The sequence below is a fragment of the Pseudomonas sp. ANT_J12 genome, from assembly GCF_008370045.1.
Classification (GTDB): Bacteria; Pseudomonadota; Gammaproteobacteria; order Pseudomonadales; family Pseudomonadaceae; genus Aquipseudomonas.
In genome coordinates, this window is sequence record NZ_VOBN01000033.1 from 1 (window position 1) to 13,685 (window position 13,685).

General features: G+C 60.7%; 13 protein-coding genes. 6 read left to right on the forward strand and 7 right to left on the reverse strand.

The window, feature by feature from the left end:
• The first annotated feature begins 309 nt into the window (after positions 1–309).
• Positions 310–1,626 carry an MFS transporter gene (locus tag FQ192_RS32300; RefSeq protein ID WP_256672430.1) on the forward strand — a complete coding sequence of 439 codons (1,317 nt, stop codon included), beginning with the start codon at positions 310–312 and terminating at the stop codon, positions 1,624–1,626.
• Between the two features lie 38 nt (positions 1,627–1,664).
• Here the strand turns inward: FQ192_RS32300 and FQ192_RS32305 are convergent, their stop codons facing one another.
• Positions 1,665–2,543, reverse strand: coding sequence for a DMT family transporter (locus FQ192_RS32305; RefSeq protein ID WP_149662063.1), 879 nt, complete (start codon positions 2,541–2,543; stop codon positions 1,665–1,667).
• A gap of 236 nt (positions 2,544–2,779) precedes the next feature.
• Here FQ192_RS32305 and FQ192_RS32310 point away from each other — a divergent pair, with 236 nt between their 5' ends.
• The 3 genes from FQ192_RS32310 to FQ192_RS32320 all read left to right on the forward strand — a co-directional run bounded on the left by FQ192_RS32310 (position 2,780) and on the right by FQ192_RS32320 (position 5,642).
• The gene (locus FQ192_RS32310) at positions 2,780–3,637 is read left to right on the forward strand and encodes a neutral zinc metallopeptidase (RefSeq protein WP_149662064.1); all 858 of its coding nucleotides are present in this window, start codon (positions 2,780–2,782) and stop codon (positions 3,635–3,637) included.
• A 151-nt stretch (positions 3,638–3,788) separates the two neighbouring features.
• On the forward strand, positions 3,789–4,682 hold the full coding sequence (locus FQ192_RS32315; RefSeq protein ID WP_149662065.1) for a neutral zinc metallopeptidase: 894 nt from the start codon (positions 3,789–3,791) through the stop codon (positions 4,680–4,682).
• On the forward strand, positions 4,683–5,642 hold the full coding sequence (locus tag FQ192_RS32320; RefSeq protein WP_149662066.1) for an alpha/beta hydrolase: 960 nt from the start codon (positions 4,683–4,685) through the stop codon (positions 5,640–5,642).
• A gap of 118 nt (positions 5,643–5,760) precedes the next feature.
• Here FQ192_RS32320 and FQ192_RS32325 read toward each other — a convergent pair whose 3' ends face one another.
• The 3 genes from FQ192_RS32325 to FQ192_RS32335 form a co-directional block, all read right to left on the reverse strand.
• On the reverse strand, positions 5,761–6,354 hold the full coding sequence (locus FQ192_RS32325; RefSeq protein WP_149662067.1) for an HAD family hydrolase: 594 nt from the start codon (positions 6,352–6,354) through the stop codon (positions 5,761–5,763).
• Positions 6,351–7,220 carry an acyl-CoA thioesterase II gene (tesB, locus tag FQ192_RS32330; RefSeq protein ID WP_149662068.1) on the reverse strand — a complete coding sequence of 290 codons (870 nt, stop codon included), beginning with the start codon at positions 7,218–7,220 and terminating at the stop codon, positions 6,351–6,353. The genes FQ192_RS32325 and tesB overlap by 4 nt, the downstream gene beginning before the upstream one ends.
• A 106-nt stretch (positions 7,221–7,326) precedes the next feature.
• Positions 7,327–7,896: a GNAT family N-acetyltransferase gene (locus tag FQ192_RS32335; protein ID WP_149662069.1), complete on the reverse strand. Its 570-nt coding sequence runs from the start codon at positions 7,894–7,896 to the stop codon at positions 7,327–7,329.
• An 86-nt stretch (positions 7,897–7,982) separates the two neighbouring features.
• On the opposite strand from FQ192_RS32335, the gene FQ192_RS32340 reads away from it, so the two are divergent.
• Positions 7,983–8,903 carry a histone deacetylase gene (locus FQ192_RS32340; RefSeq protein ID WP_149662070.1) on the forward strand — a complete coding sequence of 307 codons (921 nt, stop codon included), beginning with the start codon at positions 7,983–7,985 and terminating at the stop codon, positions 8,901–8,903.
• Between the two features lie 187 nt (positions 8,904–9,090).
• The gene (locus FQ192_RS32345) at positions 9,091–10,338 is read left to right on the forward strand and encodes a TIGR03862 family flavoprotein (protein WP_178129304.1); all 1,248 of its coding nucleotides are present in this window, start codon (positions 9,091–9,093) and stop codon (positions 10,336–10,338) included.
• A gap of 86 nt (positions 10,339–10,424) precedes the next feature.
• Here the strand turns inward: FQ192_RS32345 and FQ192_RS32350 are convergent, their stop codons facing one another.
• The 3 genes from FQ192_RS32350 to FQ192_RS32360 all read right to left on the reverse strand — a co-directional run bounded on the left by FQ192_RS32350 (position 10,425) and on the right by FQ192_RS32360 (position 13,642).
• Complete coding sequence (locus tag FQ192_RS32350) at positions 10,425–11,759, reverse strand: DEAD/DEAH box helicase (protein WP_149662072.1); 1,335 nt, start codon at positions 11,757–11,759, stop codon at positions 10,425–10,427.
• A 52-nt stretch (positions 11,760–11,811) separates the two neighbouring features.
• On the reverse strand, positions 11,812–12,738 hold the full coding sequence (gene yedA / locus FQ192_RS32355) for a drug/metabolite exporter YedA (protein WP_149662073.1): 927 nt from the start codon (positions 12,736–12,738) through the stop codon (positions 11,812–11,814).
• A gap of 355 nt (positions 12,739–13,093) precedes the next feature.
• Positions 13,094–13,642 carry a Bro-N domain-containing protein gene (locus tag FQ192_RS32360; protein WP_149662074.1) on the reverse strand — a complete coding sequence of 183 codons (549 nt, stop codon included), beginning with the start codon at positions 13,640–13,642 and terminating at the stop codon, positions 13,094–13,096.
• Positions 13,643–13,685: the final 43 nt, after the last annotated feature.

Sequence of the window (13,685 nt, forward strand, 5' to 3'; positions counted from 1 at the left end):
CTTGCCCGCGATGGCGATCTTGGGGACGCCATCGCGGGCAAGCCTTGCTCCTACGGAAGCGGCATTTTTCTTGGAATAAATTATTGGCCGCAAGCTCCCGTACAGCAATTCAAAGTGTACTAGCCAGTTAGTTTTATGTGCGATTATCGAACACAATGGCCCTTGGCGAATTGACGATTTTTTGTCCACTGCCCAACATCCACTGCACATTGAGCCCGGACATCCATCCCCTCGGCTCGGTTACCCAAGACCCAGAACACCACATAAAAATAATCGGTGGCCTACATGACTCCTTCACAAAGCTCTCCCATGGAGCGTTCCTCCATGACTCCTGCCAGCGCTGGCATCGGCGCCAAGATCCGCGGCGCCATGGCGGTCGGCAAAACCCGTTGGGGCATGTTGGCGCTGGTGTTTTTCGCCACCACCCTGAACTACATCGACCGCGCCGCACTCGGCGTCATGCAGCCGATCCTGGCCAAGGAAATGAGCTGGACGGCGATGGACTACGCCAACATCAACTTCTGGTTCCAGGTCGGCTACGCCATCGGCTTCGTGCTGCAAGGCCGGTTGATCGACCGGGTCGGGGTCAAGCGCGTGTTCTTCTGCGCAGTGCTGCTCTGGAGCCTGGCCACCGGCGCCCATGGCCTGGCGACGTCCGCTGCGGGCTTCATGGTCTGTCGGTTTATTCTCGGTTTGACCGAGGCGGCGAACTACCCGGCCTGTGTGAAAACCACCCGGTTGTGGTTCCCGGCCGGCGAACGCGCCGTGGCCACCGGCATCTTCAACGCCGGGACCAACGTCGGTGCGATGTTCACCCCGATGCTGTTGCCGCTGATCCTGCATGCGTGGGGCTGGCAGGCCGCGTTCCTGTGCATGTCGGCACTGGGCGGGATCTGGCTGGTGTGCTGGGGCTTGAAGTACTTCAACCCGGAAGAGCATCCGAGCGTCAAACAATCGGAACTGGACTACATCCAGCAAGAAGTCGAACCGGAACAAACCCGCGTACCGTTCTCGAAAATCCTGCGCATGCGCGGCACCTGGGCTTTCGCCCTCGCCTACTCGATGACCGCGCCGGTGTTCTGGTTTTACCTGTACTGGCTGCCTCCGTTTTTGAATCAGCAATACAACCTGGGCATCAACGTGACTCAGATGGGCATCCCGCTGATCATCATTTACCTGACGGCGGACTTCGGCAGTGTCGGCGGCGGCATCCTCTCCTCGTTCCTGATCGGTCGCGGGATCAACCCGATCAAGGCGCGGCTGATGTCCATGCTGCTGTTCGCCTGCTGCATCATCGGCGTGATCATGGCCGCCGGCTCCAGCAACCTGTGGGTCGCGGTGGCGGCGATTTCCCTGGCCATCGGCGCGCACCAGGCCTGGACCGCGAACATCTGGAGCCTGGTGATGGACTACACGCCCAAGCACATGATGAGCACGGTGTTTGGCTTCGGCGGGATGTGCGCGGCGATTGGCGGGATGTTCATGACGCAGTTGGTCGGCCACATCCTCACCGTCACCAACAACAACTACACCGTGCTGTTCACCCTGATTCCGGCGATGTACTTCATCGCACTGATCTGGATGTACTTCATGGCACCGCGCAAGATTCCTACCGTCACCGACTGAAACGCCCTACCCCGGCAGGCCTGATTCCAGGCCTGCCGCTATCGACGACTCTGCTGCCACGCCGCCGCCAACCCGCTGCAACAAATCACCGCGATCCCGACCACCGTGGTCAGGGTCGGCGTGTGGGAAAACAGCAGCCAACCGAGCAGTCCGGCAAACACAATCTGGCAATAACCAAACGGCGCCAGCAATGCCGGGGCGGCGTGGCGGAAGGCCTGGGTCAGAAACAAGTGCGCGGTCATCCCGCAACTCCCCAGCGCCAGCATCAACAACCCATGCCCCAGCGTCGGTACTTGCCAGAAGAACGGCACCAGCGCGCTCATCACCAACGTGTTGCACAACCCGGCGAAGAAGTTGCTGGTGGTCGGGCTGTCGATCTGGCTGAGCTTGCGGGTCAGCAATTGATAGAAGCAGAAAAACATCGCCGAGCAGAACGGCAGCAACACCGCCGGGGTGAACAGTTCACCGCCGGGGTGGACGATGATCAGCACGCCGACAAAGCCGCAAATCACCGCGATCCATTGCCCGCGGGTGACGTGTTCCTTGAGCAGCGGCACCGACAATGCGGTGACCAGCACCGGCGCAAGAAAGTTGACCGCCGTGGCTTCGGCCAAGGGAATGTACAAAAGACCGGTGGTGAAAAACAGACTGGTGCCCAGCAGGCACAACGCTCGCGCCAACTGCAGCAAGGGGCGTTTGGTGCGCAGGACACGCAGCCCGGACTGCGGCAGAAAAATCCCGGCCATCAACAAGGTGTGCACCAGGTATCGGGCCCAGACCACCATGACAATCGGGTAAAAACCGGAGAGGTACTTCGATATCGCGTCATGGCTGGAGAAGAGGAAGGTCGCCGCGACGATCAGCAAGATCCCTTTGAAGGGTTTGTTTACACCGGAGAGGGGGGTGCTGAGCGTCATGGCAATCCTTTGGAATTTTAATTCCAACAATTTAGAACCTGGTTCCAGATTCTTACACAGGGTAACGAAAAAAGTGTGCGAACAACGCCCTGCTCTTTGTAGGAGCGAGGCTTGCCCGCGAAAGATCACACGCGGTTTACCAACCCTTACACATTTGGCCCACCCCGTTTTCGCCGTTGCGGTTATTCATGGCGACGGCGATACACGCCCAAACAATCCATGGAGGAACCGCACACATGTTATGGAACAAGGCTAGACCCAGCGACAACGTCAGCGACACCCGCGAGGGCAAGGATGCCCGCCAACTCACAGGGAAAACCTTCGGTGCCGGACTGGCTGTCACCGCATTGGCCAGTGCAGGAATGTACTCGGCATTGAGTACGACACCGGGCGTAGTGCCTGTCGGCTCGGACACACCCGCTTACTACACTGCCCCCCACCCCGCCGTAGATCGGGACCTGTTGTTTGTTCAATCCGTACTGGGCGATACCGAAGACACCTGGACACAACTTTTTGCGCAGACGGGTCGCCACTACCCGCCTCCCAGGCTGACGCTGTTGAGCAATGACATCAACTCCCGATGCGGCATTGCCAGCGCCGGTAGCGGCCCGTTTTATTGCCCGGACGATCAGCAGGTCTATCTTGATCTGGCGTTCTTTTCACAGATGGCGCAAAGGTTTTCGGTGATCGGCGAGTTCGCCCAGGCGTATGTCCTCGCTCATGAAATCGGCCACCACGTGCAGCTTGAATTGGGGATCTCCGAGCCTTTCGAGACAGCATTGGCTACGCGGCAACCGGTGGCTGGCGACGGTGGCCTGGAAGTCCGGGCAGAGTTGCAGGCCGATTGCCTCGCCGGTGTCTGGGCGCACCATGCGCAAAAGCGCCTGGAGTGGCTGGAGCCCGGGGACATCGACGCGGCCCTGCATGCCGCCGCCGTGTTCGGCGACGATGCGCTGCAACGCGCCCAACACGCCACGATACGACCGCAGACGTTCAGTCATGGCACGTCAGAGCAGCGGGCGAACTGGTTCAAATCCGGGTTCGCCACGGGCCGGATCGACACCTGCGATACCTTCAACCGCGCAAACCTCTAAGACCTTCCCGCCGATGAAACCGCTAATGTCAGTGCACAGCACAGAACCGCCGGCGCGAAAGGCTGTCTGACGACCGGACTGGCGCCACGCCGACCCACCAGCAACACTCATCAGCACGCTTCTTCACCCGGACAAGAAAGAGGAATTCCCCATGCTATGGAAAAAAGGCCGACGCAGCGACAACGTGGTCGACGCCCGAGGTGATGATGTCGGCGGTGGGGGCGGCGGAATGCGCTTTGGTGGCGGCAAGGGCCTGAGCCTGACGGCGATCCTGCTGATCGTCGGGATCGGCTGGATCACCGGCCAGGACCCGATGCAGATCCTCGGGCAATTGACCGGGCAGATGAGCGAGCAGTCGGCACCGACCACCAGCCAGACCCGCAAGGCGCCACCGGCCAATGATGAAGGCGCCGAATTCGTGCGCTCAATCCTCGGCGACACCGAAGACACCTGGGGCCAGATTTTCCAGCAGGCCGGCAAGCAATATAAAAACCCGACCCTGGTGCTGTTCAGCAATCGGGTGAACTCGGCGTGTGGCCTGGCCACTTCTGCGACCGGGCCGTTTTATTGCCCGGCGGACCAGAAGGTGTACCTGGACATGGCGTTCTTCCAGGAAATGTCGCAACGTTTTTCCGCCGCCGGCGACTTCGCCCAGGCCTACGTGATCGCCCATGAAGTCGGACACCATGTTCAGACATTGCTCGGCGTTTCCGCGAAAATTCAGACCGCTCGCCAGCAAGGCCGGCAGATGGAAGGCGATGGTGGTTTACTGGTGCGCCAGGAACTTCAGGCCGATTGCCTTGCCGGAGTCTGGGCCAACAACGCGCAAAAGCGCTTGAACTGGCTGGAGCCCGGCGACATCGAGGAAGCCTTGAACGCCGCCAACGCCATTGGCGACGATCGCTTGCAGCAACAAGGTCAGGGCCGGGTCGTACCGGACTCCTTCACCCACGGCACGTCAGCGCAAAGGGTGCGCTGGTTTAAAACCGGTTTTGCCCAGGGCCAGGTCGGCCAGTGCGATACCTTCGCGGCGAAAAACTTGTAAATGCATAGATGGCTGCTGGTTTTGTTGATCGCCTGGGGCAGCGCCCAGGCTGACGAGCACGGGGTCAAAGAGATCAGCCCCGGACGCCTGCTGTTGAAAGAAGGCGAGATGGCGGTGGGGATGGGGCCGGCACCGAGCAAGATCGAACGGGTGCTGATCGTCATCCACGGTCGATTGCGCAACGCCGAAACCTACCGGCGCAGCGCCGAGCAAGCCGCCGAACAGGCTGGGCAGAGTGCGAACACCTTGGTGATCGCCCCGCAGTTCCTCAATGAGACAGACGCCGTGCGCCATCCCCTGGCTGACACGGTGTTGCGCTGGAAGGGCAATGACTGGATGGCCGGCGGTTTATCCACCGCGCCGTTTGCGGTGAGTTCCTTCGCAGCCCTCGACCAGATCATCGAGCGCATCGCCGACCGCCGCCAGTTTCCGGACGTGAAGCAAATCGTCATCGCCGGTCATTCCGGTGGCGGCCAGGTGGTGCAGCGCTACGCCCTGCTGGCCCACGACCAACCGGCGCTCACGGCAGCCGGGGTGAAAATCCGTTATGTGGTGGCCAATCCGTCGTCCTACGCCTACTTCAATGAGCAGCGGCCCGTGGCGTTCGACCATGCGCGGTGCACCGGTTTCAATCGCTGGAAGTATGGTCTGACCGACATGCCGATCTATGCCGGTGGGCAAACGGCCTCGCAGATTGAAGGCAGTTACATCAAGCGTGATGTGATTTATCTGCTCGGCCAGCAAGACACCGACCCGCAACACCCGGCGCTCGACAAAGGCTGCGAAGCCGAGGCCCAAGGGGCTTATCGGCTGGTGCGCGGGCATAACTTTTTTGATTATTTGCTGCGGCGTAATCCACAGGGCGTGAATCAGCGCCTGGTCGAAGTGCCCGGGGTCGGGCATAACGGGGATGGGATGTTCACGTCGCCGGAGGGGCAGAAGGTGTTGTTCAGTCAGTGAGATTTGTGTTGTCTGATCGGGCCTCTTCGCGGGCAAGCCTCGCTCCTACAGTTGGAAATGCATTCCCCTGTAGGAGCGAGGCTTGCCCGCGAAAGCGATTAATCAAACAACAAATCTCTTAAGCCGAAAGCATCCGCCGCAACTCAACACAATCCGCCGCATGCCAATCCGCCAATTCCGGCCACGGATTTTCCGGCAGATTCACCAGCACCGTCCGCGCCCCCGCCGCTCGGCCGCAATCCAGATCGAAGCGGTAATCACCGACCATCACCAGCTCGCTCGCGGGCACGCTCCAGGCCTCGGCCAATTTCAGCAAACCACCGGGATGAGGCTTGGGCGGCGCTTCGTCACGGCCCAGCACATCCTCGACCGCGAAGCAGTCGGCCAGGCCAATCGCTTGCAGCGTCACATGCGCCAGCTCCCGCGCATTGCGGGTGAGGATGCCGAGGCGATAACCGCGCCCTGCCAGCTCACGCACCAGCTCCACCGCGCCCGGCGCTGGTTTTGAACCCAATGCCAAATCCCGTTCATGTTCCAGCAACCACGCGTGTTTAGCCGCGCCTTCTTCGGGTGGCAGTGCGGCGAGGTGGGTCAGGATGTCGTCTTCGGCCGGGATCCCCAGCGCCACGCGGATCGCCGCGAAATCATGCACCGCCACCGTCAGGGTGCCGTCCATGTCGAACACCCAGTGCCGCACCTCGGCCAGGCTCATGCCCAATCCTTGCGATGACGAATCAAGCCTTCCTGAGTGACAGACGCCACCAGTTGACCGGCGCGGTTGAACACACTGCCGCGAGAGAAACCACGAGAGTTGCCGGCCCACGGACTGTCCATGGCGTAGAGCAACCAGTCATCGGCGCGCAGGTCAGAGTGGAACCACAGCGAGTGGTCGAGGCTGGCGACCTGCATGTCTTTCTGCCACACCGATTTACCGTGGGGCAGCAGTGACGTGGTCAACAGCCCGAAGTCCGAGGCGTAGGCCAGCAGGTATTTGTGCAGCGCCGGCGAATCGGCCAAGGCACCGTCGGCGCGAAACCACACGTACTTGATCGGGTCGCACGCTTGCGGGTTGTAGGGATCTGTCTCGGTCACCGGGCGGAATTCGATCGGCTTCGGGCAGAGCAATTTCTCGCGCATGTGTTCCGGAATCAAATGCGCGCGTTGCTGGGCCAGTTCCAGTTCCGACGGCAGGTTTTCCGGGCCGACCACTTGCGGCATTTCGGTCTGGTGCTGGAAGCCTTCTTCGTCGTACTGGAAGGATGCGCTGCACGTGAAGATCGGATGGCCCTTCTGGATCGCCGTCACTCGACGAGTACTGAAACTGCCGCCATCGCGCACCCGATCCACTTGATACACCACCGGCAACTTCGCATCGCCCGGACGCAGGAAATAACCGTGCATCGAGTGCACATGCCGCGTTTCTTCAACGGTCTGACTCGCCGCCGACAGGGACTGGCCGAGCACCTGGCCGCCGAACAACTGACGGAAACCCAGGTCCTGGCTGCGGCCGCGGAACAGGTTTTCTTCAATCGGTTCCAGGGTCAGCAGGTCAACCAGATCTTCCAACACTTGGCTCATTCAGGCTCTCCTCACACAAAGCAATGCCGCGCAGTCATGGCTGCGGCGGTCGATTCAGTTAATGGCCCAGGCCAACATGGGGGCCATTGTAAACATCTGTGTCTGCTTATCCATGCAGGGTTTGCAGCCATTGCTCACGGGTGATGCGATATAGCACATGGTGACGCAGCGGATGATCGGCCGCGAGTTTCGGATGGTCGAAGTCATCGGCTGAATCATGGTGCATGCCAATCGCCTGCATGACTTTCTCCGACGGCAGATTGGTTTGCGTGGTGAAGGCCACGATCTCTTTCAAGGCCAACCGGTCGAAGCCGCAGCGCAGAGCGGTCCACGCCGCTTCACTGGCATAACCCAGGCCCCAGTGTTCGCGGGCCAGGCGCCAGCCGATTTCGGTGGCCGGGACGAACGGCGCGTCGAAGTTGACCACCGCCAACCCGGTAAACCCGATGAACTGGCCGGTGTCCTTGCGCTCCAGCGCCCAGAAGCCGAAACCGTGCTCGGCAAAATGCCCGCGAATCCGCCCGATCAACGAAGCGCATTCCAGGCGGCTCAGCGCGGCCGGGAAATAACGCATCACTTGTGGATCGGCACACATCGCCGCAAATTCCGGCAAATCCTCATCGCTCCACTGCCGCAAGAGCAGTCGCGCGCTTTCGAGTTCCAGTATCGGCTCCATCGTGCCCCTCCGTTTCCATCCTTTGAGTCTACATCGCTGGTAGGATCGTTCACTTATTCCTACACGCCGCCGTTGAAATTCTGACAATGCCTCTGCCGCTGATCTACCACGAAGACTACAGCCCCGAATTCCCGGCGGAGCACCGCTTCCCAATGGACAAGTTTCGCCTGCTGCGCGATCACCTGGTGGACAGCGGCCTGGTCCGGGACGCCGATTTGCTGCGTCCGGAACTCTGCCCTGCCGAGATTCTCGCCCTCGCACATGACCCTGCGTATATCGAACGCTACATGAGCGGCGAGTTGTCCCGCGAAGACCAGCGGCGCCTCGGCCTGCCGTGGAACGAAGCGCTGGCCCGCAGAACGGTGCGGGCGGTCGGCGGTTCGTTGTTGGCCGCCGAGCAAGCGCTGGAACATGGGCTGGCCTGTCACCTGGCCGGCGGCACTCATCATGCCCACTACGATTACCCGGCGGGGTTCTGCATCTTCAATGACCTGGCGGTGATCAGCCATTACCTGCTGGAAAGCGGTCGGGTAAATCGGGTGTTGATCTTCGATTGCGACGTGCACCAGGGCGATGGGACTGCACGGATCCTGCACAACACCCCGGACGCAATCACCGTTTCCCTGCACTGCGAGAAGAATTTTCCTGCACGCAAAGCCGAAAGCGACTGGGACATCCCGCTGCCCAAGGGCATGGGCGATGCCGATTATTTGCAGGTGGTGGACGACGCGCTCAACTACCTGCTGCCGCTCTACCAGCCGGATCTGGTGCTGTATGACGCCGGCGTCGATGTGCACAAGGATGATGCGCTGGGTTACCTGAAACTGACTGACGAAGGCGTCGCCGCCCGGGATGAAAGCGTAATGCGCCACTGCCTGGGCCGGGACATTCCGGTGGTCGGGGTGATCGGTGGCGGCTACAGCAAGGACCGCCACGCCCTCGCCCGGCGTCATGGCATCCTGCATCACAGCGCGCAACGGGTCTGGCAGTCATCAGGTTGTCATTGAGCTGTGAATCTTTACCCACAATGCCTGTGGAACTGCCTGTGGATAACCTGAGTGAAAGCGCCTACAGGCCCCACCCTCTATAGCTTACAAAGGACTGGTTGTTTTTTGACCAGCCTTTACCAGCACGCCCACGTCGATGGGTGCTGATAGAATGCGCGGCTTATTCCGCCACGCCGCAGCTCTCGCCATGACCCCATCCGCCCCAGCCCTCCCCCCTCACGTCGCCATCATCGGCGGTGGCCCCGCCGGCCTGATGGCCGCCGAGGTGCTGAGCCAGCGCGGAATCAAGGTCGACCTGTACGACGGCATGCCTTCGGTGGGGCGAAAATTCCTCCTGGCCGGCGTCGGCGGCATGAACATCACCCACTCCGAAGCCTACCCGGCCTTCCTCTCGCGCTACGCCGAACGAGCGCCGCAGATTGCCCCGCTGCTGCGATCCTTCGGTGCCGATGCCCTGTGCCAGTGGATTCATGAGCTGGGTATCGAAACCTTTGTCGGTAGCTCCGGCCGGGTTTTTCCTACAGACATGAAAGCCGCTCCCCTGCTGCGCGCCTGGCTCAAACGCCTGCGCGACAGTGGCGTAGTTATCCACACCCGCCATCGCTGGCTCGGCTGGAATGAACACGGCGATTTACGGATCGCCAGCCCCGACGGCGAAATCACCGTCAAACCCGACGCCACCCTGCTCGCCCTCGGTGGCGGCAGTTGGTCGCGCCTGGGTTCGGACGGCGCCTGGATGCTGCCGCTGGAACAGCGCGGCGTAGGACTCGCGCCGTTGCAGCCAAGCAATTGCGGCTTCGAGGTGCAGGCCTGGAGCGAATTGATGGTCAGCAAATTCGCTGGTGCACCGCTGAAAAATATCGCCATCGGTTTGAATGACGACGTTCCGCGTCTGGGCGAATGTGTGATCACCGCCACCGGGATTGAAGGCAGCTTGATCTACGCGTTGTCGGCGCCGATCCGCGAAGCCATCAACCTGCACGGCTCGGCGACTATTCATATCGACCTGTTGCCGGGTCGGCCTGTGGATAAAGTCGAGGCTGCGCTGCGCAAACCCCGTGGCTCACGCTCCGTGTCCAAACACTTACACAGCCAACTCGGAATCGACGGCGTTAAAGCGGCGTTGCTACGCGAACTGACAGGCGCCGAGTGTTTTGCCGATCCTGCATTGTTGGCCAAAGTGATCAAGGCATTGCCACTGACACTGGTGAAAACCCGGCCACTGGACGAAGCCATCAGCAGTGCGGGTGGTGTGACGTTCGAAGCGATGGACGAACGCCTGATGCTCAAGCAACTGCCTGGCGTGTTCTGCGCGGGGGAAATGCTCGACTGGGAAGCACCGACGGGGGGCTATCTGCTGACCGGGTGTTTCGCCAGTGGCCGGGCGGCGGGATTCGGGATAGCAGACTGGCTTAAAAGCTGCGGCAAGTTTTAAGCGGCAAGCTGCAAGTTAAAAGCGGCATGGCTTTTCAGCTTGCCGCTTGTAGCTTGCCGCTTGTAGCTTGCAACTTATAGCTGCTCTTACGGCTTCTTCTTACGCGGCCCAGTGTTAAACACCGGTACTTTGCGCACAGGCTTGAGCGAAGGCTCCACCGCCGAAGCATCCCCACTCTCAACCCACTTGCCCAAGTTGCGCTTACCGCCACCGGAGGTCTTTGGCTTCTTCGGTTTTTTCGGCTTCTTGACGACCTGACCAGTGGAATCGGTATCCGGCACCCGATGCTCAGGCTCGAAATCCTGCTCGGTCTGGCGGGTCAAGGTCTGACGGGTCAACATCTCGATGGCCGACAGCTGATTCACCTCATCGGCACACACCAACGAAATCGCCTCGCCAGTGGCCCCCGCACGCCCGGTACGACCGATGCGGTGGATGTAATCCTCAGCCACGATTGGCAGGTCGAAGTTGACCACCAGCGGCAGGTCTTCGATATCCAGGCCACGGGCCGCGACGTCGGTGGCCACCAGAATCTGAATCTCACTGGCCTTGAACCGATCCAGCGCCCGCTGACGCGTCGCCTGAGGTTTGTCGCCATGGATACCGTCGGCGTTAACGCCCAGGCCCTGGAGTTTTTCCACCAGCGCGTCCACGCCGTTGCGGGTCTTGGCGAACACCAGCACCTGCTTCCACTTGCCTTTGCGCAGCAAATGAATGAACAGCTCAGGCTTGCGCTTCTTGTCCACCACCACAACCCATTGCTTGACGGTGTTGGCCGCCACGTTGCGCGGGCTGACTTCAATGCTCAGCGGGTCGTTGAGCATTTGCCCGGCGAGCAGGCGGATCGCGTCGGAGAAAGTCGCGGAGAACAACAGCGTCTGGCGCTGTTTCGGCAACACGCGATAGATATTCCCCAGTTCCTCGGAGAAGCCCAGGTCGAGCATGCGATCGGCTTCGTCGAGGATCAGGGTTTGCAGTTGATTGAATTTGAGCGCCTTCTGGCGATACAGGTCGAGCAAACGCCCCGGCGTCGCCACCAGCACATCCACGCCTTTGCGCAGCTTCATCATCTGCGGGTTGATGCTGACGCCGCCGTACACCGCATAAGTGCTCAACGGCAGGTTCTCGGCGTACTGGCGCACGGCTTCATGAACCTGTTCGGCCAGTTCGCGGGTCGGCACCAGGATCAGGGCGCGTACCGAGTTGGACGCCACTTTCGGCCCTTCCATGGCCAGCAACTGCAGCAGCGGCAGCGCGAAACCGGCGGTTTTGCCGGTGCCGGTCTGGGCCGCAGCCATCAGGTCGCGACCGGCCAGCACCGCCGGAATGGCTTGCGCCTGGACCGGCGTAGGCGTCTGGTAGCCGAGCGTCTCAAGAGAGCGCAGCAAGGGTTCGATCAGGCCAAGGGAGGCGAAAGTCATGGGATTACCGTAGGAAAAAGCGGAGCGGGTGTGCGATGGCGCGCAGTTTACCCTAATTCACACGGGATTCTGTTGGTGCAACCGCCACAGGTCGCACCGGACCGCGACGCCACTGCGGCAAGCCGATCAACACCACGGCGCTGATGATCACCGCCATCGCTATCGCTTCCTCAATACCGATGGTCTCGCCGACAAACACGATCCCCAGCAATACCGCCACCGCCGGGTTGACGTAGGCATAACTGGTGGCCGCCGCCGGACGCACATTTTTCAACAGGTACATGTAGGCGTTGAAGGCGATGATCGAGCCGAAGCCGATCAGGTAGGCCAACGCGGCCCAGCCTTCCATCGGCGGCAGGCTGTCCAGGTGTTCGCCGCTGACCGTGCTGCCGATCAGCAACACCACGCCACCCACCAGCATTTCCACGGCACTGGCCATCGCGCCCTGGGGCAACGGCAAGTGTTTGCTCCACACCGAGCCGAAGGCCCAGGTCGCGGCGGCGAACACCAGCAACGCCGCGCCGAGCGGGCTCGATTGCAGGTTGGAACCGAGGTTGAGCATGGCGATGCCGATCAGCCCGAGCACAATCCCCGCCCATTCGAGACGGGTATTGCGCGCGCCCCAGAAATAGCCGAAGAGCAAGGTAAACAACGGCACCGTCGCCACCGCCAACGCCGCCACACCCGACGCCACGCCCGTGTGCTCGGCCACGCTCACTGCGCCGTTACCGAAACTGAGCAGCAAAATCCCGATGATCCCCGCCGCTTTCCACTGCGCCCAGGTCGGCGCCGGCGCCCCGCGCCAGCGCAGGAACGCGTACATCAGCGTGCCGGCAATCACAAAACGAATCCCGCCGAGCATCAACGGTGGCCAGTACTGCACGCCGATGCGAATCACCAGATAGGTCGAGCCCCAAATCACATACAACGCGAAAAAAGCGGCGATCAACGGTAAGGGAAAGCGACGTAAGCCAGGCATTGGGCAGCTCGTAGGCAGGACAAGGAGACTGGATATTCTAGAAAGGCCAAGGCGTAAAAATAAGTTACAAAACCTGTTTATCGCACCGGTACACTTTTCAAAGCACGGATTCCTGTAGGAGCCGAGCTTGCTCGCGATAGCGGTTTGTCAGTCGACTTCAATGCTGACTGACACGCAGCCATCGCGAGCAAGCTCGGCTCCTACCGGATTTAGTGGTGTCGTCAGAATCCGCGTCACAGGAGATCCAATGTGGGAGCGGGCTTGCTCGCGAAAGCGGTTTGTCAGTCACATAGATGTTGGATGTGTCGACGCTTTCGCGAGCAAGCCCGCTCCCACAGGGGGATTTGCGGGGTTGTCAGATTACGCGTGCGCCGCTATATCCGGCGCCCAATAAACACGGCATGTCTTTCAGACGAACCCAGGGTTCTGTCCGCCAATGCAGCAGGCTCAAGGTTCCACCCGCCCATTCCATCAAGCGCAAACTCGGGGCCTGATTCGAAGCCACCCCGCCACCGTCGCGCAGCATCGGCACGACGTGATGGGTCAACCAACGGCGCAGATTCCGGTTCTCCGGGCAGTAGTGATAGACCAGCATCGCGTACACGCCGGACTCGCTCAGCATCAACATTTCCTGGGGTTCATCGCTGCCAGACAAACACATCATCCGGCATTGATCGGCGTCGAGCTTGAGTGCGTGTCGGCCGTTGATGTCCACGCCCATTAACCGGCCGATATCCCGGGCGCAAAACCATGCCTCGGCATGCAGTAACAGTGCTTTTAGTTGGATGTGATGACGTATGAATGTTTGGGGAATGAAGTGGGCTTCTCTAGAAGCTGGTTGCGCTATTTCGGGCTGAACTGAGCCAGCACTGTTGTCAGGGGTATTGGGGTTAGCTTTGATCATGGGCGAATATCCGAACCAAGTGTGCCTCCAAAGATTCGGGCTT

What these genes read in the sequence shown, in the direction of transcription:
- FQ192_RS32300 (WP_256672430.1), top strand. Translation starts at nt 310, where the DNA reads ATGGAGCGTTCCTCCATGACTCCTGCCAGCGCTGGCATCGGCGCCAAG.
- FQ192_RS32305 (WP_149662063.1), bottom strand. Translation starts at nt 2,543, where the DNA reads ATGACGCTCAGCACCCCCCTCTCCGGTGTAAACAAACCCTTCAAAGGG.
- FQ192_RS32310 (WP_149662064.1), top strand. Translation starts at nt 2,780, where the DNA reads ATGTTATGGAACAAGGCTAGACCCAGCGACAACGTCAGCGACACCCGC.
- FQ192_RS32315 (WP_149662065.1), top strand. Translation starts at nt 3,789, where the DNA reads ATGCTATGGAAAAAAGGCCGACGCAGCGACAACGTGGTCGACGCCCGA.
- FQ192_RS32320 (WP_149662066.1), top strand. Translation starts at nt 4,683, where the DNA reads ATGCATAGATGGCTGCTGGTTTTGTTGATCGCCTGGGGCAGCGCCCAG.
- FQ192_RS32325 (WP_149662067.1), bottom strand. Translation starts at nt 6,354, where the DNA reads ATGAGCCTGGCCGAGGTGCGGCACTGGGTGTTCGACATGGACGGCACC.
- tesB (WP_149662068.1), bottom strand. Translation starts at nt 7,220, where the DNA reads ATGAGCCAAGTGTTGGAAGATCTGGTTGACCTGCTGACCCTGGAACCG.
- FQ192_RS32335 (WP_149662069.1), bottom strand. Translation starts at nt 7,896, where the DNA reads ATGGAGCCGATACTGGAACTCGAAAGCGCGCGACTGCTCTTGCGGCAG.
- FQ192_RS32340 (WP_149662070.1), top strand. Translation starts at nt 7,983, where the DNA reads ATGCCTCTGCCGCTGATCTACCACGAAGACTACAGCCCCGAATTCCCG.
- FQ192_RS32345 (WP_178129304.1), top strand. Translation starts at nt 9,091, where the DNA reads ATGACCCCATCCGCCCCAGCCCTCCCCCCTCACGTCGCCATCATCGGC.
- FQ192_RS32350 (WP_149662072.1), bottom strand. Translation starts at nt 11,759, where the DNA reads ATGACTTTCGCCTCCCTTGGCCTGATCGAACCCTTGCTGCGCTCTCTT.
- yedA (WP_149662073.1), bottom strand. Translation starts at nt 12,738, where the DNA reads ATGCCTGGCTTACGTCGCTTTCCCTTACCGTTGATCGCCGCTTTTTTC.
- FQ192_RS32360 (WP_149662074.1), bottom strand. Translation starts at nt 13,642, where the DNA reads ATGATCAAAGCTAACCCCAATACCCCTGACAACAGTGCTGGCTCAGTT.